The sequence below is a fragment of the Proteus genomosp. 6 genome, from assembly GCF_040139785.1.
Taxonomy (GTDB): Bacteria; Pseudomonadota; Gammaproteobacteria; order Enterobacterales; family Enterobacteriaceae; genus Proteus.
This window is the reverse complement of record NZ_JBEEVJ010000012.1, coordinates 1-20429: the sequence shown is the minus strand read 5'-3', so window position 1 is coordinate 20429 and position 20429 is coordinate 1. Positions and strand designations below refer to the sequence as shown.

Here is a 20429-nt window from a genome sequence, read left to right as displayed (position 1 = left end):
TATATATGAATATTTTAATTTAAGATTAACTTTAATAAAAAGTCATCAATCATTGATGAGTGAGTTAAAATGCAACCTTTTAATTAAAATTAATTTTAATTAAAACAAATTACAATACATAACTTTACATTAATATCTGTCTATTTTACTTTATTCAGTGTAATTATCACTATACGATATGCTACTATCCTAGAACATATAAATTTATTGTAGTTCAATAAATTAAGTCGATCTTATTGAAAAATATCGATAGAGAAAAAGAATAGGAATATTCATGCTTCAAGAGAATGTTGTTAAAGATATTATTGTTTGGATTGAGCAAAATCTTGATTCAAGCTTGTCACTGGATATTGTTGCTGAAAAATCAGGTTATACAAAATGGCATTTTCAGCGTTTATTTAAAGCATATACAGGAATATCTTTAGGAAAATACATACTCGCCCGCCGTTTATCTTGCGGTGCTTATGCTTTACGCATAACGCGTTGTAGCCTGCTTGATATTTCATTGAAATATCGGTTTGACTCTCAACAAACATTTTGTCGTGCATTTAAAAAACAGTTTAATATTACGCCTTCCGAATACAGAAAAAAGCCGGGTTGGGATATTAGTGAGCTGATTTTCCCTGCACTAGAAACAGTTGAACTTAGCGCTAAATATGAAGTCGTTACCTTTCCTTCATTAAAATTAGTAGGTATGTCTCACCAATACAACAAACCTGTTTCAACGTGGAATTCAGACAAGAAAAAATTTAGAAAAGAATTTTGGCGTAAATTTTTAAAGGACGTACATACAATACCCACAGAGCTATATGCAATGCATCGAGCATCTGCGAGTACATTAGAAGATACGATGTACATTTATAGTACCGCCGTTGATAAAGAAAAATTATCAACAACATCTAATCTATCGTCAATGTCACAATTAGAATTACCTAGTGGTAATTACTTGGCAATTACTTTTGATATGGGTGAAATTTTAGACTCATTAACAGGTTACGATGATATTATTTACACGGTATATACTAAAGTATTACCAAAAATGAATTTATTACGTAGGCCTGGCCCTGATATTGAACAATATACGCTGAAAAAATCTATGAGTTGCGATAAATTACTTGAACAAAGTGAACAATACTTACAAAAAATTAGCTACTACATTCCTGTTCTTTAATAAGTTTTATCTACAAAAAAGATCCCAATAAAATTGGGATCTTTCTATTAAAATAGATATCTAAAATACTTCTCTTCTATCAATCTTTCTTAGACTTATTAGCAAAGAAAATATCGTCTTGAATATCTTTTGTTCTTACTGTAAACAATTCATTCATTAAGTTTTCAGTTAATTTTTCAGCATCTGCCATGACTCGTAGATTAAATTCATTAAGCATTTTATCTGCACCAGCTTTATCTGTTTTCACCATAGTGAGATATTTAGCTTCCATTTCTTTTTGCTCTAATGCGGTTTTTGCTTCCCACTCTTGATAAGCTTTTTTCACTATTGGTGCGAGTTTTGGATAATCTGTCATTACTAATGTTTGTAACTTACGATATTTCCAGTAAATAGAATCATTGTCTGCTTGATTGCTTCCTATTCCATAATGTTGCGGATAAGCTTTTAATCCACTGTAATACGGAACAAATGCAGTTAAATCCGCCATACCTAATCCTACATAAGTGACTTCTCCTATTTCTTGAGGAAGTTCTGGACGGACTTGCATGACATGCGCTTCATAAGTTCTAAATACACTAATTGGGCGCCATGGCTCTTTACCATTTAATCCATTGGTATATGGGTCGTGCTCTGTTCCTTCAAAGTGATTACGTAACATCGCTTTAGCTTCTTCAACAGATACTTTTTTCTCTGGTGTTAATAAAGGTGCGAAATTACGACCATCATCCACAGCTTGTTTTAATGATGGATTAAATTGTTGCTGGATAATCCATACTCGCGGATCATTATAAGTACGATCTCGTTCGTCATCTCGTGTATAAGCTTTTGAAAAATTAAATGCCCCTTCTTTTTCAGGATTATAAAGCCCTTTTTCAACGGCAAATTCCACGAGATTTTTAGAGCCTAAAACATCATTACTATTAATATCATAGTGTTGTAATCGACCTTGGTTTCCTGTTGCAAAGTATTTATCTTTAGGTAATTTTTGTGCGATCCAATGATGTCCAGTTCCAGTTTCTAAATACCAAAGCTCATTTTTATCAACAACAGCAACACCAAATCCTTCACCAGCACCTTGCTTTTCAATAATACTACCTAATAATTCCACGGCTTCACGAGCTGTTTTTGCTCTTGAAAGCAGGACATCTGGAATATCATCTTCAGTTATCCCAGTTTCTTCAACATAGGGATCAAAAGAGAGTGCTTTAGGTGAAGCAAAAATAGATTCAGTACCACTGACACCTACCCCCAGTTCATTAAATCCTGTTGCACCGTGAAGTTGTGTTTTCCAATTCGGTACAGTGGTATAGCGTAATGAATTCTTAGGTAATGGATATGTAAAATTATTAGCACCGTTATGTTCTTTGGTACTGTAAATACCCGTTTGATTCGTTTTAGCAGGATGAATAACAAAATGTTGTGCTTTTAATGCATCACTATCTGCGCTACGAGCAATAATCAACGAACCATCATTTGTTGCTTCACTTCCTGCTAACAACGTTGTACAGGCTAAAGCTGAAGAAACTAATGCAATATTAACGGATAAGGCAATAATACCCTTTTTGAATAAAGACATAAAACTCCCCATTTGCTTGTTATTTATAATTTGTAGATCAATTAAGTATCTTTTTAGAGTCAAAATAAAAAACCAGATAGATAATTTGATGCAAAATATTAACAATGAAAAAGCGTGGGTTTCCGTGATTTATATCTCAATGACCATTATATTTTAAAATAAAAACATTAATTATATGCATCATATTAATATTAATAAGATTTATTAAAAGATTCATTTAAAATACAAATAAAAAGAAAAATAATTTGTTATTAACAACCTTTTATTATGTAATTAAAAATTACGTTATTTATAAAAACAGTTTTTGATATTAAAGATAATAACGATATATTGCATACCATAACAACCTTTGTTAATTGTTTTATATTGCGATAAATAAAAGCATCTGTAATACCCTAACAAGAGGTTTTATATGAGTTATCCTTATCTTTTTGCTCTATAAATTTTCTATCATCGCTATTATTTAATAATCAACTTATTAACTGTATAATCTAACACAAGATAAACTGACTAAAACAAAAAACACAATGGCAATTAATATAAAAAGAACTTCTTGGTCAGGAGGATGGGCAACTTTACGTGACCTTGAAATTATACAAACCGTGATTGATCAGGGAAGTGTCACTAATGCAGCTGAGCAGCTAGGTATTTCTCAACCAGCGGTAAGCCAGACATTAAATCAGATCGAGAAACGTTGTGGTAAAAAGTTATTCACTCGTGAAAATAATAAATTAATACCAAACTCTGATGCCTTATTGCTTTATGAAGAAATCGCCAATATCGCTGAATCTTTCAGCCGATTAAGCCATTTTCATCATCAAGAAAAAAAACGGAGTCTAAGAATTCTAGTTCCACCAACATTAGCCTATGGTTTTATCAATCAGGTCACTGCTCTGTTTATCAAAACATATCAAATTAATGTCCACTTAGAAATATCTAGAAGTGAGCAACTACTTTCTTTAATTGCAAAAGAACAAGCTGATATTGTTATTACTGATAATATGACCATTAATAGCAATTATAATTTGATTCAAATTCCGATGAGAGAAACTCAAATTATTTGTGCAATCCCTAAAGCACATGAGCTATGCACAAAAAATATCATTACACCTGATGATTTACATGAACAATCTTTTATTGCTTTAGTTAAAAATAATATTGGCCGTACAGTTATTGATCGTGCACTCAATAAATCAAAATCTACCCCCAATATTATTGCTGAAGTTTCTGATCAAAACACAGCAATGACATTTGTAAAAAATGGGTTAGGAGTGAGTTTAATTAATTCATTTCCTATTATTGAAACAGAAGATATTGTTTATCGAGAATTCACACCCACTATTACGAGTAATATCTTTTTTTTCACCTCGAAAAAAACCGAGCATGAGACACAGCTCTATATTGAGTTTATTAAAGAGCATCAACCAGAAGCCTCTTTATTTTCAACTCCAATTAAATAAACATTAAGGTCTTATTCTATGTAATATAGGTAAATAGAATAGACCTTCTTATTATTTTTACATATTAAGGATAGAGAGGATACCTTCAGTAAAAAGTGTTAAGCCGATGGAAAGTGCTTCTTCATCGATATCAAATTTTTCTTTATGATGCCCATCACTTTGGTCGGCACCCACCAAAAAGAATATCGCTTTTCCCCCTTTCTCTTGTACTCTTCTTACCATTAATGAAACATCCTCACTTCCCCCTAAAGGTAATGTGATATTGACTAATTCTGGGTGTGAATTAATAGCACCTTGCATGATGTTTATCATTTCCGGATCATTTCTGAAGTTTGTTGCTTCACCAGTAATTTCTATTTTTGTGTCTAATTGATAAGCAACTGCGGCAGCATCGACATATCTTTTTATATTATCAAACAAATATTGCGTTATTTCGGCATCTTGTCCTCGAACTTCTAATTGCATTTTCGCGGAACTAGGAATAAGGCTACGATTTTCACCCGCAATTAAAGTGCCAACATTCACTCTTGTCATACCTTTACCATGTCTTGGTATGGCTAATATTTCATTAACTAAAAAACATGCCCCAGCTAAAGCATTATTTCCTTTTTCAGGCTCATCCGTGGCATCAGAGGCTTTACCTTTTAAAGAAATATCTAATTTAGTAGTACAAAGGAAATCAAAAGGATCGAGTGCTATTTCACCTTTTTTCAAATTACATCCAATATGCATCCCCATAAAATAATCGGTATCATCTAATATTCCACTATCACTGATTGCTCTTGCACCTCTCACTCCTTCTTCTGCGGGTTGGAATATTAATTTATATTTCCCACGTAAAGCGTGAATATTCTGTTTTAACCAATGTGCTAAGCCAAGTCCTACCGCAGTGTGCCCATCATGACCACATGCATGCATTAATCCAGAGCGACATGAAGCAAATCCCTGCTTATTAGGTAGATGAGAATCATCATTTGACTCTTGGACATAAACACAATCAATATCGAAACGAAAAGTAAATGTAGGCCCCGGAATTTCTGTATCAATAATTGCCATACACCCTGTTAAACCATCCATTTCAACTAATAACTCGGTGCTGATCCCTTTTTCTTCAGCTATTTTAATAGCTTCATTAACTAATTTTTCATCTCTACCTAAAATGCTTTCTCGACAAATAATATGAGGCCCCGTTTTTACCTCAATATTCATCTCTCTCAATATGCTGATGATCGTGCCTGTCGTTACAAATTCAGTCCAGCCAATTTCTGGAAACTGGTGAAACGTTCTACGCCATTCTATTAATTTATTGGTTTGGATCGACTTCATTATTTTTCCCTTACGAAAGATAAATATCTTATGAAAAAGGTAGCATTCAATAATTTTTTTATTATGATAATAATAACCTAATGATTATGGGTATATGTGTGATCACATCGCTATTTTGTTCATTTATATAGCATGGTAGTTTTAGAAATTAGAGAAGGTCACGGAGGGAAAATAATTATTAAAATCAATAAATAAAGTGTTTTAAAGTAGTGAGTTAACAATAAAACTGTGGCATAAAAATAGCCACTAAAAATCTTTAACTCATTTAGTGGCTATTTTATTGATCTTTATTCATTTATAAAACGCATTAACTGCTGACGTAATTGCTTATTTTCTTGTTTTAACTGTTCATTTTCATCTAATAAAGTCAGTGCTATGGCGATACCATGCCAATCTAATGCGAGTTCTTTATGAAGTTTTAATGCACGATGTGTCACCACAATAGCATTATCATCGAAAAACCACTCCTGAGTTTCAATTTCTAGCGGTTCGATCACACCAAGTGCTACAAACTCTTTGAGCTCATCATTTGATATTCCCGTATGATGACAAAACTCAGTGACAGTAAATACTGTTGTTGTTAATTGACCCATTATTTATTCTCCCAGTCTTTACGTGGATTATAATCGGTCTGGCTATCTGCAATTTGTTGCCATAATTCGCGTATCTTTTCATCGGGTTTAGGTGGCATCACAATTTTTAAAATTGCATATAAATCACCGCTGACCTTTTTGCTAACTAACCCTTTTCCCTTAATACGTAGCTTTTGTCCGGCCTGACTTCCCGCCGGAATAGTTAACAAGATTTTTTCTTTTATTGTAGGTATAGGAATTTTTGCACCTAATGCAGCTTCCCAAGGAGCTACAGGAACAACTATTTCTAAATCATGGCCTTTAATATCAAATAGAGGATGAGGTGCAATACGAATAGTTAACCATAAATCACCATTTTCGCCTCCATTTTCACCCGAAGTACCTTGCCCTTTTAAGCGAATACGTTGCCCATCAATAACACCTGCGGGAATTTTAACATTCAGTGTTTTAGGAATTTCTTTTTCCAAAATACCGAAGACATTATAAACAGGTAAGTGGTAACTTATTGTGCGCTTATGCTCTTCCTGTGATTCTTCCAGAAAAACAGCTAATTCTATTTCTAAATCATGCCCACGCTGTTTAGGCGCCTGTTGAGCTCGACGGCCTTCAAAGGGAGAATGTTGACCAAAAAATGAAGCATAAAAATCGTCAAAATCTTCTTGGTTAAAACGTTCTTGATTTGTATTTGATTGCTGTTGCGTAAATTGTCTAAATTTAGGATCGTTGCGATGTGCCCAAAGTTCATCGTATTCTGCTCTACGTTGCTCATCACCTAATATTTCCCATGCTTGAGCAATTTCTTTAAAACGCTCTTCTGCATCAGGCTCTTTACTCACGTCAGGATGATATTTTTTTGCTAAACGACGATAAGCTGTCTTAATCGTTTTAATATCATCCGTAGATTTAACACCCATAATGGCGTAATAATCCTTTAATTCCATAGTGATATCTCAATTATGTTAAATAATGAATTAAATATTAATATCCTAGACTTGATCAATTATAGAACAAAGAAACTATGTTGATGAGTAAATTCCTATGAAAAACCGTGTTTGCAGCCTAAAAAATAGGCTTGAAATAAAAAATAGTTTAAATATTAAAAATTAATTTAACAAAATAAAACAATATCTTAGATAAAAAATGAATAATATCGTTGTATATTCTTATTAAATTGCATTTGAAATACCTCATTATAAGAGGTAGATTTTATTTAACGCATAATAATTTACTACGTTATCAACTGCGATTTTTCTTTTTAATCAAGATAAAAAGTATAAAAATCAATCTATTCACGTTTTCTAGGGCGGTAAAATGGAAAGAATTATTATCCCTACTCACTATATTCATGTACGTGCTACGCCACTTTGGACGAAAGACACTGCCCCTAAATCAATTTGGGAAAGACATTTAGATAAAGGAACTCGCCAAGGGGTTTATCCTAAATTATCGGTCATGCAAGGTACGATTATTTATTACGCCTATGCAGATGAATTCAGCCCTGAGCCAACAGAAACTCTAGTGATTAATGCCGGTGAATTTGGTGTATTTCCACCAGAGACGTGGCACAAAATAGAAGCTAAAACTCAAGATACTGTTTTTAACGTCGATTTTTATGTCGATCCTAAAATACTTGCTGAAGGTTAAAAGGTTGATTATGGAAAATGAAAACAAAGGCTATTTATTAGAATTGATTAGTGCTGATGGCCGAAATAAATCCCAAAAAATCTTTCTTAATCCTAAAATTCTGTATATTCCAGATGTTGCAACTCAAGAAGTTTTACTCTTAGTTGATGAGTTAAAAAGTAAAGTAAATATTGATTCACAAGAACTTACCTTAGCATTAACAAATAAAAATAATGGTGTTTCTGTCAATAAAGAAAGCTTTTGGGCTGATTTATTAGATGCCGAGATGTCGAGCCTAATGGTAAAAGATCTTATCAATATTGTACGTGGTTATGATATGGATGAAGAAACAAATGTCTGTGGTTGGTAAGTCAATATTATTAAGATAATAATGAACTAATATCACCTTCATTATTGCTAATGAAGGTGATTGATTCCCTAATTTTTATCGAGAAGACTGAATATTATTTTTCAACAATTTATCAATCATCCAATATCCTGCTTTTCCTGGTGGATTATTTCTCGACCAAACTAAATCGATATCTATTTTTTTCGGAAACTGGTCATAATTCAGACTGACTAGTAAGTCATGCCCAAATTGCTCAACTAACCAAGTGGGTAATATTGCCCATCCCATTTCTTGCTCTGCCATTTCAAGTATCAATAAATAGTTAGGTGCCAGCCAATTTTTTTCACTATTGATGACAAATTGAGCACGACTACTTAGCCGTAATTGACGATGCATGGTTAAATGTTGATAGCTAATTTGCTTTTCTTTCGCAAGTGGGTGAGTTTTATGTGCATATAATCCTAACTCACCACTTACGGGTAAACGGGCAAAAGCAATATCGGCTGGATATTCTATTCGTGATTCCATCATACCGATATGTGCCTGGTTATTTTGTAGCATATTAATGACATCATCATTTTCAGCGACAAGAAACTCAAACTCAATATGAGGAAATTCTTTATCTAGAATTTTTAAGAGTTGCTCAGAATAAGGGGGTTGATACATATCAGAAAAAACGCAACTTAAACGAGGCTCCATTTCTGGTGATAGCTCTATTCTTAATGCCTGTAATCGTTCATCTGCCGCTAATATATCTTCAACTAAGCTTAGTACTTTTTTCCCTGCAAAGGTTAGCGTTGATTCTCTCCCCTTTCGTTCAAATAATTCAAAGCCCATATCATCTTCAAATCCTGTAATTGTGCTACTCACTGTAGACTGACTTTTATTTAATTTTCGAGCAGCAGCAGAAAATGATTTCAGTGATGCGGCTTCAACAAATGTACGCAAAGTTTCTATGGAATAGTTCATTATGGTATCGGTTTTTTCGATGGCTCCTATTTTGTATATATACAAAAAATCACTAATAATTGCATCTGTTTTTTTGCTAAACAATTAATTTGAGGTGGGATATGAGCCAATATCAAAAAACATTTACTGAGCGCGTTTTTCACGCTGTTTCATTTGAAGTGATAGCCATCACAATAACAGCGCCACTTAGTGCATGGATTTTGGGTCGCTCAATTTTTCAAATGGGAACCGTTGCTATTGTTTTATCAACATTAGCTATGTTATTGAATTTATTTTATAACATGATTTTTGACCGCTATTGGCCTTTAATCAAAGGCTCAAGACCAACAAAAATACGAGTCATGCATGCCATTGGATTTGAATTAAGTTTTGTGATCATTGGTTTACCAATATTGGCATTTTTATTAAATATGTCACTGTGGAACGCATTCTTATTGGAAGTCGGCTTCTTTGCCTTTTTCCTTTTTTATACATATGCATTTAATCTTAGTTACGATAAATTGCGTGAAAATTGGTTTAATCGTAAAGAGAAACGCATTACTGCACGTCAATAATTACTCGAAAACACCTTTTGAGCTATCATTAGGTGTTTTTTATCACGAATCAAAAGTAGATACTCTGATTGTTCGAAATGTAAATGAAGATAGAAAGCCCTTAAAAAAAGGGCTATAACTTGAATTTTTATTTATCTGCTTTTGCTGCCCAAAGAAATTCAGCGTTGGGTAATGTGGTATATTTTTCTATTATCTCTTTATAAGTATTTTCTGGCTTTAATTCAGCAAATTGTTCAGGATAAATAAAGGTTGCTAAATACTCTAAGCCAACGATGTTATATGGATGATTATAGAAATTATGATATATACCATATAATCGTTCATTTTTAACCGCAGTGATTTGATTAAATCCAATTCGACTCTTCAATCGTTTGAAACCTTCTTGAGCCTCTTTGTTAGATACCCCATAACCAAATGGTGCAGAAATATTATTTTTATTAATCCAGCGAGATCCCGTTACAATATATACATCAGGTTTAGTGCTAATAACTTGTTCTAAAGAAATAACACCCGAGGCTCCTGGTAAGAAATGACTACCAATATTGTCACCACCAACAGCTTGAATCAAACCACCCCAACCTGCATTATTATGTGTAAAGCAGCACCCATCACCATTAGCTCCAGCCTTTGCTTCTACAAATACACTTGGTTTATTTTTAATTTCTTGAGTTTTATTTTTAATATTATCTAGGTGTTGTTGATAAAAATCTGTATATTCTTTAGCTTCATTCTCTTTATTTAAAATGATACCAAGAAGTTCAACACTTTCTTTCGTATTTTTGACTGGCTCTAAGAAAGTATCAACATAAATAATAGGAATATTGGCCTCTTTTAAAATACTGACAACACCTGATCCTTCTAATGCGGGTTTTGCTCTTAGTTGAGCAATCAGAACATCAGGCTGTTGCGCAATAACTTGCTCTGCATTAACCTCACCTTTGTCATTAAACCCCATATCAGGGATTGCATTTATATTAGATTTCCATTTCTGTTCTAATAAAGAAACTGTCTGTGGGTCCGATTTTTTTAGATTATTATTCCATGCTACAACCCTTTCAAACGGATTATTTCTATCAAGCAAAGCTAGCGTTAAAATATCTCTACCATCTTGTAATATAATGCGTTTTGGTTCATGTTTTAACGTTATTTTTTGCCCATCTGTATCAGTAATAGTAACTGGATATGTTGTAGCTGATGCGGTAAAAGGAAGTAATGCTGAAAGAGATATTGCTAGCAGGTGATATTTATTTTTCATAGTATACTCTCCATAATAGAGAGTTAATGCTAACAATTATCATTAACATCATCAATAAGAAATCATCTTTATCTGACTATTAAATAAATTAGCCTTAATAGAGCGGCATCTAAGTTTGTTATAAAACAAAGGTCACGGAACATTATAATAAGGGTAGCAAGTGATGAATGATATATCATACACGCAGAAATTTAGCTGACTATTTCAGTTAGATCTTCTAAAGCTTTTAGCATCTTATTACCCATTTTGGTTTTACCAACAATGGTGGTTCTTTCAAGAGACTTCAGGAGACAATGATTTAGTACGAAGGTTTGATTTTACTGGAATTGGGAGACTTCAGGAGACGCTAGGAGATATTGAAATGGCGGAGGAGGAGAGAACAAAATAAATAGGTTAACACACTGATTTATATAAAAATAAACATACAAATAAATTTTCATACCCCCATAAATACCCCTTTTGGATTTTTAGAGGTTATTTTTAGATAAGACATGAATGCAAAAAAAAGAAAGGTGATACTTTTATACCACCTCCTCATTTTTAATTCCACCTATCCAAAAACTAACTGGAGCTGTTATGAACCTCATGAAGCTAATCCAGAAAGAAAAAAAGATAATGGAATTATTTAAGCCTGATAATTTTGCATGAGTAGCTGGCGAAATAGGCGCCCCTCCTTTTGAGGTTTCTGGTGTAGCTTAATGCTTAAAGGATAGGATTCTTTTAACAAGAAAAGTATTCTCGAATCTACTCGCAGAACATTAGATAGCATGGTTAAAGATGGCTTGTTAGAAAAAATATCCAGCTATGAGAGACGACAAAACAAACACCAAGGCTCAAGTAGCTCTCCTGGTGTTCGTTGTGTCGTTAGTCGATATGGCTTATGTGGAAAGTGTCGTCTTGTGAAATGCGAAGATGACGGAGAGGATTTTATTGAAGGTGAGTGTGTGGTAGTTGGCTAACCAACAGGCAGTTTCTGGCACCTTAAATACTCAAACGTACTTGCTGTGCTTTATCATGTGGTGTAATAAAAATTGTCACCACAAATAAAAGAACAAAAATTGAGCAATTAAATACAAAGTAGCGTACACTGAATCACGATATCCCTATAATGGGTGAAAGATATGAAAGCTTTTAATGTGATAAGAATGTTTCAAGACGCACTAGTAGAAGTTACCTGCCCAAGCTGTTCTTACGTAGCTAAACAAAACAAACACAAACTTAAGAAAAACCTAATCTTATTATGCCCTAATTGTGGCTACATGTTTTATTTCAATAAAATATAAACACCACGCAATATGCCCGTTGTTGCCGTGGAAGTTGAACGACAACAACCAGCACATCTGCGCGAGTATTTTAACGAACGATTGGCATTTTATCGTGAGAGAGGCAAGTAGTTGCCTGATGGGAGTTCGGTGCAGTATTTGAAAACAGAGTAGAGCCGATGCTCTATGGAACCGACTGATTTATATAATCAATCAGTTATAAATTTTTGGAGTCTTATTTGTGTCCTGATTTTCTTCTTCCTCTTTCTGCACTTCTACCATCTCACTTACAATAAGTAGCACTAAAATTAAAATCGCTCAGTATAACAAGCGAAATTGACTAAAATAAAAACAACCCAATTATTGAAAATAAGAAGCATTACCATTAAAATAACATAGAGCTAATTATTCATTAGGAGCTAGATATGACTAAAAAATATTATATTAATAATATGTTCTGGGGATGGATTTATGGAGCTTTGTGTATTTACTTCATTTTTGATTACGATATAAAAGAATATAAATGGTTATTATTATTTATTATCAGTGTTATAGGAATTATACTTTACCCAGTAGCTAAATTTGCTGTTGAAACGTTCTTTTTAAAATTCACCACAAAAGAATTTTGGAATAAAGGGTTATTTATGAATACAGCGGGTAAATCAGGTTTATTAGCAATATATGGTGGCGCTGTTTTTTTAATGGCTATACCTATTACACTTGTTTTTATATTAGGAGTTTTAATAAGAAGGCTGTTAATTAAATAGCAACCTTCTTATTATATATTAAATCCCAATTAATTTATTTGCGTCTTCAACTAAATTATCATCAATTAAAGCACCTACGCCTGCAATAATAAGACCATAACCCAATATGCCAATAGGCCCGCCAAATAGTACACTAAATGTAAATCCAACAATTGCTGTAGCTCCTGCTCCAGCAACTAGCGTTTCAACTTTAACAAAAAATGGACGCCAATTATCAGTTTTTACAGCTTTTAATAACTCGTTAAATAAATCTGCCGCATCAATAAATCTACTTACATACAACATACTATTACTGAATTTTTTTAAGTTGCTAGCAATCTCACTCACTTTAATTGATTCTAAAGCTTTAACGATTGCCTCTCTATCTTTCGCATTAATTCTTTTATTAATATTCGCTTTATACTTATTATAGGCTTTTAGCGCATCATCAACATTACGAATAGTTTTTCCTTTTACTTGTGAAGCTAAATCCTTCGCTAATTTTTCTGCTTTATCCCCGTAAGCATTAAAAACTTCCTTGTAGAAATCGGCTGTAAATTTAACTGCATCTTTTTCTACTTCATTATTTAACTTATTTATACTAGTTTTCAAATTATTTAAACGTTTTTCAGCAATTTGTTTTTCATTTTCTTTATTCGCAATTTCTTTGTTTGCATCATTTATTTCCTGTGTTTTCTCTGCTACTTGTTTTTGTTTATTAATGAGACTATTTCTAGCTTTTTCAGTAGCTTTATAGAGTGAATTCATGCTTTCACGAACTTTATTTGCCAAAGCTACATCAGCTAACCCAGAAAACCAATCTTCTTTAGACATAATTAAAACCGCAAGTGTTTTATCTCCATCTTTTTCTAATAAAATATTCAAATCATCCTGATTTTCTATATCAACAGTTTTAGACCCAAATACACCTAAATATGGTTGACTATAATGATCTTTTTTAGGATTGATCAATGTTTTATATTCTCTAGAATCTTTTAGAATCTTGAGTTCATTCTCCATGTGAGTGAGCTTAGATTTAGTTTGAGAAACTGAATCCACTAATTGTTTATACACTAATTCTGCATGCTCAACCGGATGTGACTCTATCCACTCTAATTCTGCTTTTTCTGCATCAGCTATGGTTTGCTTTACCAGCTCGGCTATCTGATTTTTTAGTTGTACAATCGCCTTTTGCATTGCTTGTTGTAATTTTTCGTTAAGATCCTCAGGGTCAAAAACTAAATCAGGTATATTAGAGATACTTACAGGTCTAGCTGTAGCTACTAAATAACCATTTTGATCATAACTATTTACCCAACCATTTTCATATTTTTGATTTACAACTGTGGAATTGCCAACAGTCTCACCAAGAGATACACCATAATTGGGTGGAATTTGATTACTGTTGGATGTGGCAATGTTAATACTCATAACTAACTCCTTGTTAAAATTTCCAAACGAATAAAGCTGTACATAAACACAGTGTATTCAATAATAATCGTAAAACAATCGTCTTATTTCGGCTATATTCGGAATACTTATCATTAGCATTTGACTCCTACTTGAACTAAATAAATTTAATCAGTTATAATTTTTGGGAGTCTTATTGGTGTCCTGATTTTCTTCCTTTTTTTTTCTTTCCGCACTTCTACCATCTCACTTACAATAAGTAGCACTAAAATTAAAATCGCTCAGCATAAAAAGGTAAATTGACTAAAATAAAAACAGCCAAATTATTGAAAATAAGAAGTATTACCATTAAAATGGTGTAGAGATAATTTTTCATTAGGAATCAGATATGACTAAGAAATATTATATTAATAATATGTTCTGGGGATTTTTCATTCTTACAATTCATGTCATTCTTTCGTGGGAGGAACTCCATTTAGGAGATGGGCTTCTCTGGTTACTTATAAGTATTATCAACGCTATTTTATATCCATTTGCTAAATGGGCTGTTGAATCCGTCTTCTTAAAGTTCACCACAAGAGAATTTTGGAATAAAGGTTGGTTTATAGATACTCCTGGAAAAAAAGGTTTATTAGCACTATATTCCATAATAGTTTTTATCTTTGCTATCCCTATTTCAATGCTTTATATAATAGCTACTCTAGTAAAAAGCCCACTTATATAGTATATAAATATTTCATCCTAATTTATTATCCACCTCATGCTTTATTGATAATCCTTAATATCAATATACTGTACTATATCATCCGTACTTGAATCTGCACTAGGTCCCGGCAATACCGTTAATTGCCATCGCATTGGTGCAATTTTAGTGCCTGAACCACAGCTTCCCACTTCAATAACGGCATGTTGATAAGGAGATGTTGGTGTGGAGTAATATCCGACAACTCGACACAGTGAAGCGCATTGGATACCCACTGATAATTCATTACCAATAGGTCTACCATTAGAAAACCCAGTGATGGACTGAATTCTTAATGGTCTTGCTCCTGAAACTTGAAGCAACTGGTTATTATTAAATATCTGAATACCCCATTTTTGAGGTTTGGCTTTATTATAATATGAGGCTCTGACGAATAAATAACACTCAAAAAGAACATCACCGTTTTGTTGACAAGTAATGTTCCAATATCCATCCTTTTTTATAACCGAAATTGAGGCAGGAATAACAGATTGTATTGATGTACATCTTGAAAAGACCATTGGCGGATCATCTGTTTTTTTTATTCCTGTATTATAATTTCCTTTTTTAATATTATTAATGCGTTTAAAAAAAACAAATGATTCTAATGTACTTAAATACTCTGCATTTTTTCCATTAAATACTTTCAAACCATATTTACTCATTTATTTTAACCCCACAATAATAATACCATCCATCGATGGCGAGGTTATATTGGATTTCCAATAAACCGTATTACCAGAAACAAAGGTGCGAATACTATGCCGACCAATAGCTGTCGCATATAATGTTAATCCACTAGGAACAGTATATTGCTTACTTCCATCTCCCGTTATTTTAATAAAATCGAGCACAAATGATGAACTGGTGATGTTTTCCACCGCCCCTTTATCATTATAAATTGTTAATCCCCATGGCATTTTATTGACCTTTTTATGAAAAAGAATTCGACTAACCCAAGTAGCCCAATTTAACAACCAATTTATTATTTTCATCATAAACATAAATAGTATTATTTGTGATCACTAACCGCCCTTTTGTTCCTCCTGAGTTAATATCTAACCGTCCACGAAATACCGCATCATTTAATTCCACATTCCCTGTTGTGGCATCAATATTAAATCCTTTCTTGCCCGCTAAATAATTAGTGGAGGTTATCTTTTTACCTACCGATAATTTATCAATGGTTGCCTTACTAAATAACGCATCATTGAAAAAAGCTTGTCCATTTTGGATCACAAACGGTGTCACCACTTTACCGTTTAATGACGATATCACTGCAAAGTTTTGGGCATTAACCAGAAATTGGCTATTTCCTTGTGCATTAAACCCTAAGCCAATGCCGGTAATGACTTTATTCCCTTTGCTATCCTGCTGGACTTTCATTGTCCATGATGCAGAGATTTTGCCATTTAAATCAGTGACCACTTTCGATGTCTGTTCGATTTTGGCTGAACTTGTACCCACTTGGCTTTCTAAACGAGTGACTTGCTGAGCGGTAGAGGTCACTTTACCTGAAACCTCAGTCACTTTGGTTTCAAGTTGGCTTACCGCATTCGCCGTTGCATTGACTTTCTGTTCGCTGGACTTAGGTACTTCATTCGCCACAAACCCTTTCGGTGCCACCGATTGCTTGTTGTTGGTATAAGTGCTGGTGATAATTTGATGGTTAACACTTTTATGCTTAGTGAGTTGGTATTTAGCGCCTCCTCGCAAATAAATATATTCCACAGAACCATTTATTAATTGAGCGGGTCCCATCACAGGAGATTGATTTGTCCATCGCCAATCAAAATTATCAATGATGCGGTTTTCAGACTGTGTTCCCCATCCAGAACCACTGACTTGCCATTCCACAATCATGGCAAAGCCTTTGGTGCTGTGCGTCGCATAGCTAGGTTTATTGTCTGAATATTGTCCTAAGGTTCTAAAGACCTTAAAGGCATAACGACGAGAGGTCACTAAAGGCAAAATAACCGGATAATAGATGTTTTCATTGAGTTTTGATAAATCCAAATCCACCACCACAGATCCCGTTAAATCAGCTTTCACTTTATCTAATTTGCTGGATAACGTTTGCACCTGAGAGGTTGCGGACGTCACTTTGCCATCAATATTAGATACTCGCGTATTTAACGCATTAACCGCACTGCTATCGGCTTTCCCTTTCAAATTTGAATTGAGCGTTGAAATCTCTTGCGTTTGTGCTTGCTGTTTCGAGGTGAGGGTTTCTAATGATTGATTAATCGCGGAAACATTCCCATTCATCCGTGTTTCCAATGACTGTCTGGCTTTCGCTTCCGCTTGGTCACCTGTAACTCGCGCTTGCTTCTCCGCGGAGATAAGTCCTGCGGTGACTTTCGATAAATCATTGCCAGTATAATCACCACGAAGTTGTGTCGCTAAAGATTGCCGTTGTTGCGCTTCAGTTTTATCCGCATCAATACGCGCTTGTTGCTCTTGTTTGATTGCTGCGGCCTGTGCTTCTGTTGCCGTTGAAACTTGGTTCATCCGCTCAGCCAGTAATTTTTCTGATTCCTCCCGTTTTTTTTCACTTTCTTCAATCGTCGCGCCTTGCCTCATTGACTCTTCTAAAAGCTTGTCGTGATTTATCCTCATTAACTCATGTAATTCAGTAATATCGATTTGGTTAGCTTTACTGTTAATTTCACCCAATAGGTCTTGCGCGAGTTGATCTCGACTAATTTGACCCGCTAATTCATCGAGGATAGCTTCGGTATTATCATCAGCCTGACCTTTCATCTCCACAAAATGAGATTTACCGTACTCATTGACACTTCTCACATAAAACCAGTAATCATGACCTGCCTTTAGCTGTCCTTTAGTCCAGAATTTAGCTCTACCTAAAAAATCAGCCTTTGACTCTATCTCATTGATATTATCTATCTTGTTTTCATCAGAAAACCAGAACTCAAACTCAGTATTTAGAGTGTGTGGTGCAGAGATGTGAGGGATCAGTTTTATTTCAAAAAAACCAGACTCAACGGTTATTGAACTCGGTGCGCTTGGTGCGCCAATGACCATCTGCACTTTTGTTTCGTTACCAAGCATTCCATTAGCATCTTTACCTCGCACACCAACAAGATATTCGCCAGATTCAAGGCCATTGAAGTAGTATTCAAGATCTGTGGTACTTCCGGAGGAAACAACTTTCTTGCCTTTATAAAGAGTAACATTAAATGAGATATTCCTATTGATAGTTGTTGTTGCCCACATAGCTCTAGCCTGAACTCGAGGGCTATCATTAACATAAGCGATAGAAAGGCGTTCTATGTTAGGAATACGAACAACATTCTGTGTTGGAGGATTTCCAGTAAAATCAACACCGCTATCAACAATGCTTTCCTTTTGAGGCTCATGCTGAATACAGTTGTATAGATAGTTCCCCTCATTATCTTCCGAAATGGAAATTACCCTAAATAATCTGGTCGTTAACGTGCTCTTTGAAATGGAAAATACACCATACTGCTTCAATCTATGTGGATTTTCACGCAAAGTAACAATATCACCATCGATAGATTGAATTTCTATTTTTACGAACTTACCTGTTGCCCCTAAAAATGAGAAAGTGCCTTTATCATCATATTTCCACTCAATAGGCGCATCGATAATAATAGTACGAGCATTAACTGATAAAACTCGTCCTCCTACCTTCACCCCTGCAAAACTGTCATCTGCAACTTCAATAATATCGCCAGAGATACAGTTGATCCCCTCGCGTCCAGTTGTGAAGGTAACGCTATCTTTCTCCAACTTTTCTGTTTGTAATATCCATTTACCCACTCTGTGAGCCTGCCCACGACTAGTACAGCCAAAAGCGGTGACTTTTTTGACATTTACACCGCCGAATCGCTGAATAAGGTCATCATCTTGGATAAATTCTCTTTCTTCACTCCATCCATTACTCGGATTTACCCATGACACTTCAATAGCATTGTGTCGTGCTGATTTCGCTGTTGATGTATATTTAAATTTGCCATCAATAACGTTTGAATTTGTATACGTCCATACTGGATCGGATGGTCTGTCTTGAAAACACGTTAATTGTTGTCCATCCCATAAAGGCATACCGCGAAATACAGACGCCAAGTCATCAAGCACTTCTTTGGCTTTTCGTTGAGAGGTTATATAGGCATTGAAAGTAAAACGCGGCTCTTTGTTGCCAAATCCATCATCAACCAATTCATCACAGTAACGAGCAATGGCATATAGCGCGAATTTATCAACGTCAAACGAACCGATCATCTCTCCTATACCGTATCGTTCATTGGTGACTAAATCGTAAAAAATCCATGCGGGATTATTAGTCCATGCAGGCTTGAAGCGACCCGTCCAAATCCCTGTGTAAGTGCGCGTTTCTGGATCATAGTTATCAGGAACTTGGATAATCATTCCTTTTATATGATAGGTGCGATTGGGCGTATCACCGTATTGGGATTTATCAATTTTCATCCCGACAACAGCAGAATTAGGATAAGAAAATTTAGCGTCAGTTATTTCTGTGTAACTCGCCCATACTGTGCCATTCTTCAGCAAATCACTCTTACTGTCTTCAGTTGTACGAGAAACCCTGATTTGAAATGGTTTTTTCTTAGGCGCATCGATGATATATGATTCTAAATATTGACCGCTAATTTTACCGGTTATTCTTGCTGTTTCTGCATGTACCCAACCAGATCCCTCATTAACTTCAATAAGCATTTCCACCGTAGCATCGTACTGATTTCCCTTATCATCTTGACCAACAAGGGCAGAGACACCCAAAGTAAATCTAACGCGGTCAGTTTCCTGATCGGAAATAGTGCGCAAGATTGGCGTATTTTTTTTCACCTCAACATTAACGGGTATTTCTTTCTCTACAAAAGGAAAACCATCTAAAGGCGCTTGTGTCGGTGTTCCCGCACACCATTGAACCTCAACCCCATGAACATTCGGATTGCCATCTTCATCTACAACAGGCGTACCATTCAATAAAAAGCCTGACATACCACCAACAGGGCCTTCTATTGGCCCTTCGGAAACCAAATCAATGACATTAAGAAATTGTTTATTTTTTAAGTTGTCATCAAGCAATCTCGGAGTGCTTCCTCCGCCACCACCTTTCCCCATTAAACAGTCTCCAACCCTTGTGATATTACATTGGAACCTACGACCATCTCGCCATAACAGATAGGAACGGGATAGCCTTGTCCGACTCTATTTGAGAGTGAACTAAAATACTGGTTACTTTCAGAGTTTCGCCCCTCTATGCTCGGTGCCGGAGGTGTTTTGGTTAACATCGTTGCCAATCCCGCCGCGGCCACTCCAACACCAGCAGCAAATAATGCCGTCGATGTCATTGTTGCTAAAAATCCACCCGGTATTAAAAAAGA

Annotated in this window: 20 protein-coding genes and 1 pseudogene; 10 read left to right on the top strand and 11 right to left on the bottom strand. The window is 34.8% G+C overall.

Features of this window, described 5'->3' with window-relative positions; genetic code table 11:
- Positions 1 to 274: 274 nt before the first annotated feature.
- Positions 275 to 1171 carry an AraC family transcriptional regulator gene (locus tag ABN212_RS14450; RefSeq protein WP_349443340.1) on the top strand — a complete coding sequence of 299 codons (897 nt, stop codon included), beginning with the start codon at positions 275 to 277 and terminating at the stop codon, positions 1169 to 1171.
- Positions 1172 to 1250: 79 nt separating this feature from the next.
- Here ABN212_RS14450 and ABN212_RS14445 read toward each other — a convergent pair whose 3' ends face one another.
- Positions 1251 to 2747, bottom strand: coding sequence for a C69 family dipeptidase (locus ABN212_RS14445; protein WP_198620679.1), 1497 nt, complete (start codon positions 2745 to 2747; stop codon positions 1251 to 1253).
- Between the two features lie 527 nt (positions 2748 to 3274).
- Here ABN212_RS14445 and ABN212_RS14440 point away from each other — a divergent pair.
- Positions 3275 to 4207, top strand: coding sequence for a LysR family transcriptional regulator (locus ABN212_RS14440; protein ID WP_198620680.1), 933 nt, complete (start codon positions 3275 to 3277; stop codon positions 4205 to 4207).
- 57 nt (positions 4208 to 4264) lie between these two features.
- Here the strand turns inward: ABN212_RS14440 and ABN212_RS14435 are convergent, their stop codons facing one another.
- The 3 genes from ABN212_RS14435 to cbpA form a co-directional block, all read right to left on the bottom strand.
- Positions 4265 to 5533, bottom strand: coding sequence for an amidohydrolase (locus tag ABN212_RS14435; RefSeq protein ID WP_349443339.1), 1269 nt, complete (start codon positions 5531 to 5533; stop codon positions 4265 to 4267).
- 287 nt (positions 5534 to 5820) lie between these two features.
- Positions 5821 to 6126, bottom strand: a complete 306-nt coding sequence (gene cbpM, locus ABN212_RS14430; protein WP_023581369.1) for a chaperone modulator CbpM — start codon at positions 6124 to 6126, stop codon at positions 5821 to 5823.
- Entirely contained in the window at positions 6126 to 7067 is a 942-nt protein-coding gene (gene cbpA / locus ABN212_RS14425) for a curved DNA-binding protein (protein WP_109372797.1), read from the bottom strand. Before cbpA ends, cbpM begins: the two co-directional genes overlap by 1 nt.
- Before the next feature lie 370 nt (positions 7068 to 7437).
- Between cbpA and ABN212_RS14420 the strand changes: the two genes are divergently transcribed.
- Both ABN212_RS14420 and ABN212_RS14415 read left to right on the top strand, forming a co-directional pair.
- Positions 7438 to 7770, top strand: coding sequence for a DUF1971 domain-containing protein (locus ABN212_RS14420; protein WP_196533083.1), 333 nt, complete (start codon positions 7438 to 7440; stop codon positions 7768 to 7770).
- A 10-nt stretch (positions 7771 to 7780) separates the two neighbouring features.
- The gene (locus tag ABN212_RS14415; protein ID WP_198626516.1) at positions 7781 to 8119 is read left to right on the top strand and encodes a DUF1869 domain-containing protein; all 339 of its coding nucleotides are present in this window, start codon (positions 7781 to 7783) and stop codon (positions 8117 to 8119) included.
- A gap of 75 nt (positions 8120 to 8194) precedes the next feature.
- Here the strand turns inward: ABN212_RS14415 and ABN212_RS14410 are convergent, their stop codons facing one another.
- Positions 8195 to 9067 carry a LysR family transcriptional regulator gene (locus ABN212_RS14410; protein ID WP_198626515.1) on the bottom strand — a complete coding sequence of 291 codons (873 nt, stop codon included), beginning with the start codon at positions 9065 to 9067 and terminating at the stop codon, positions 8195 to 8197.
- A gap of 101 nt (positions 9068 to 9168) precedes the next feature.
- Between ABN212_RS14410 and ABN212_RS14405 the strand changes: the two genes are divergently transcribed.
- A complete protein-coding gene (locus ABN212_RS14405) occupies positions 9169 to 9621 on the top strand; it encodes a multidrug/biocide efflux PACE transporter (protein WP_198620684.1) in 453 nt (150 codons plus the stop codon).
- 127 nt (positions 9622 to 9748) lie between these two features.
- Here the strand turns inward: ABN212_RS14405 and ABN212_RS14400 are convergent, their stop codons facing one another.
- Positions 9749 to 10876, bottom strand: coding sequence for an ABC transporter substrate-binding protein (locus ABN212_RS14400; protein ID WP_198620685.1), 1128 nt, complete (start codon positions 10874 to 10876; stop codon positions 9749 to 9751).
- 767 nt (positions 10877 to 11643) lie between these two features.
- On the opposite strand from ABN212_RS14400, the gene ABN212_RS14395 reads away from it, so the two are divergent.
- The 4 genes from ABN212_RS14395 to ABN212_RS14385 all read left to right on the top strand — a co-directional run bounded on the left by ABN212_RS14395 (position 11644) and on the right by ABN212_RS14385 (position 12905).
- Positions 11644 to 11835 carry a hypothetical protein gene (locus tag ABN212_RS14395; protein ID WP_004247006.1) on the top strand — a complete coding sequence of 64 codons (192 nt, stop codon included), beginning with the start codon at positions 11644 to 11646 and terminating at the stop codon, positions 11833 to 11835.
- A gap of 162 nt (positions 11836 to 11997) precedes the next feature.
- Positions 11998 to 12159 carry a YnfU family zinc-binding protein gene (locus tag ABN212_RS18900; RefSeq protein ID WP_215534280.1) on the top strand — a complete coding sequence of 54 codons (162 nt, stop codon included), beginning with the start codon at positions 11998 to 12000 and terminating at the stop codon, positions 12157 to 12159.
- A 12-nt stretch (positions 12160 to 12171) separates the two neighbouring features.
- Positions 12172 to 12270, top strand: a complete 99-nt coding sequence (locus tag ABN212_RS14390) for a DNA polymerase III subunit theta (protein ID WP_226892316.1) — start codon at positions 12172 to 12174, stop codon at positions 12268 to 12270.
- A gap of 293 nt (positions 12271 to 12563) precedes the next feature.
- Positions 12564 to 12905: a colicin E1 family microcin immunity protein gene (locus tag ABN212_RS14385; protein WP_311747414.1), complete on the top strand. Its 342-nt coding sequence runs from the start codon at positions 12564 to 12566 to the stop codon at positions 12903 to 12905.
- An 18-nt stretch (positions 12906 to 12923) separates the two neighbouring features.
- Here ABN212_RS14385 and ABN212_RS14380 read toward each other — a convergent pair whose 3' ends face one another.
- The gene (locus tag ABN212_RS14380; protein ID WP_231039519.1) at positions 12924 to 14315 is read right to left on the bottom strand and encodes a colicin-like pore-forming protein; all 1392 of its coding nucleotides are present in this window, start codon (positions 14313 to 14315) and stop codon (positions 12924 to 12926) included.
- Between the two features lie 367 nt (positions 14316 to 14682).
- Here ABN212_RS14380 and ABN212_RS14375 point away from each other — a divergent pair, with 367 nt between their 5' ends.
- Positions 14683 to 15018: a colicin E1 family microcin immunity protein gene (locus ABN212_RS14375; protein WP_196556770.1), complete on the top strand. Its 336-nt coding sequence runs from the start codon at positions 14683 to 14685 to the stop codon at positions 15016 to 15018.
- A 41-nt stretch (positions 15019 to 15059) separates the two neighbouring features.
- Here ABN212_RS14375 and ABN212_RS14370 read toward each other — a convergent pair whose 3' ends face one another.
- The 4 genes and pseudogenes from ABN212_RS14370 to ABN212_RS14355 form a co-directional block, all read right to left on the bottom strand.
- Positions 15060 to 15701, bottom strand: coding sequence for a hypothetical protein (locus tag ABN212_RS14370; RefSeq protein WP_349430390.1), 642 nt, complete (start codon positions 15699 to 15701; stop codon positions 15060 to 15062).
- The gene (locus tag ABN212_RS14365; RefSeq protein ID WP_349430392.1) at positions 15702 to 15956 is read right to left on the bottom strand and encodes a hypothetical protein; all 255 of its coding nucleotides are present in this window, start codon (positions 15954 to 15956) and stop codon (positions 15702 to 15704) included.
- A 31-nt stretch (positions 15957 to 15987) separates the two neighbouring features.
- Positions 15988 to 20166, bottom strand: coding sequence for a phage tail protein (locus tag ABN212_RS14360; protein ID WP_349443338.1), 4179 nt, complete (start codon positions 20164 to 20166; stop codon positions 15988 to 15990).
- Positions 20166 to 20429, bottom strand: a pseudogene (locus ABN212_RS14355) (tail assembly protein); the annotation flags it as partial. The gene ABN212_RS14360 and the pseudogene ABN212_RS14355, both read right to left, overlap by 1 nt.

Coding starts and splice junctions, on each gene's coding strand:
- cbpM (WP_023581369.1), bottom strand. CDS start 6,126: ATGGGTCAATTAACAACAACAGTATTTACTGTCACTGAGTTTTGTCAT.
- ABN212_RS14415 (WP_198626516.1), top strand. CDS start 7,781: ATGGAAAATGAAAACAAAGGCTATTTATTAGAATTGATTAGTGCTGAT.
- cbpA (WP_109372797.1), bottom strand. CDS start 7,067: ATGGAATTAAAGGATTATTACGCCATTATGGGTGTTAAATCTACGGAT.
- ABN212_RS14450 (WP_349443340.1), top strand. CDS start 275: ATGCTTCAAGAGAATGTTGTTAAAGATATTATTGTTTGGATTGAGCAA.
- ABN212_RS18900 (WP_215534280.1), top strand. CDS start 11,998: ATGAAAGCTTTTAATGTGATAAGAATGTTTCAAGACGCACTAGTAGAA.
- ABN212_RS14440 (WP_198620680.1), top strand. CDS start 3,275: ATGGCAATTAATATAAAAAGAACTTCTTGGTCAGGAGGATGGGCAACT.
- ABN212_RS14365 (WP_349430392.1), bottom strand. CDS start 15,956: ATGCCATGGGGATTAACAATTTATAATGATAAAGGGGCGGTGGAAAAC.
- ABN212_RS14405 (WP_198620684.1), top strand. CDS start 9,169: ATGAGCCAATATCAAAAAACATTTACTGAGCGCGTTTTTCACGCTGTT.
- ABN212_RS14395 (WP_004247006.1), top strand. CDS start 11,644: ATGGTTAAAGATGGCTTGTTAGAAAAAATATCCAGCTATGAGAGACGA.
- ABN212_RS14400 (WP_198620685.1), bottom strand. CDS start 10,876: ATGAAAAATAAATATCACCTGCTAGCAATATCTCTTTCAGCATTACTT.
- ABN212_RS14445 (WP_198620679.1), bottom strand. CDS start 2,747: ATGTCTTTATTCAAAAAGGGTATTATTGCCTTATCCGTTAATATTGCA.
- ABN212_RS14385 (WP_311747414.1), top strand. CDS start 12,564: ATGACTAAAAAATATTATATTAATAATATGTTCTGGGGATGGATTTAT.
- ABN212_RS14380 (WP_231039519.1), bottom strand. CDS start 14,315: ATGAGTATTAACATTGCCACATCCAACAGTAATCAAATTCCACCCAAT.
- ABN212_RS14370 (WP_349430390.1), bottom strand. CDS start 15,701: ATGAGTAAATATGGTTTGAAAGTATTTAATGGAAAAAATGCAGAGTAT.
- ABN212_RS14360 (WP_349443338.1), bottom strand. CDS start 20,166: ATGGGGAAAGGTGGTGGCGGAGGAAGCACTCCGAGATTGCTTGATGAC.
- ABN212_RS14420 (WP_196533083.1), top strand. CDS start 7,438: ATGGAAAGAATTATTATCCCTACTCACTATATTCATGTACGTGCTACG.
- ABN212_RS14410 (WP_198626515.1), bottom strand. CDS start 9,067: ATGAACTATTCCATAGAAACTTTGCGTACATTTGTTGAAGCCGCATCA.
- ABN212_RS14435 (WP_349443339.1), bottom strand. CDS start 5,533: ATGAAGTCGATCCAAACCAATAAATTAATAGAATGGCGTAGAACGTTT.
- ABN212_RS14390 (WP_226892316.1), top strand. CDS start 12,172: ATGCCCGTTGTTGCCGTGGAAGTTGAACGACAACAACCAGCACATCTG.
- ABN212_RS14375 (WP_196556770.1), top strand. CDS start 14,683: ATGACTAAGAAATATTATATTAATAATATGTTCTGGGGATTTTTCATT.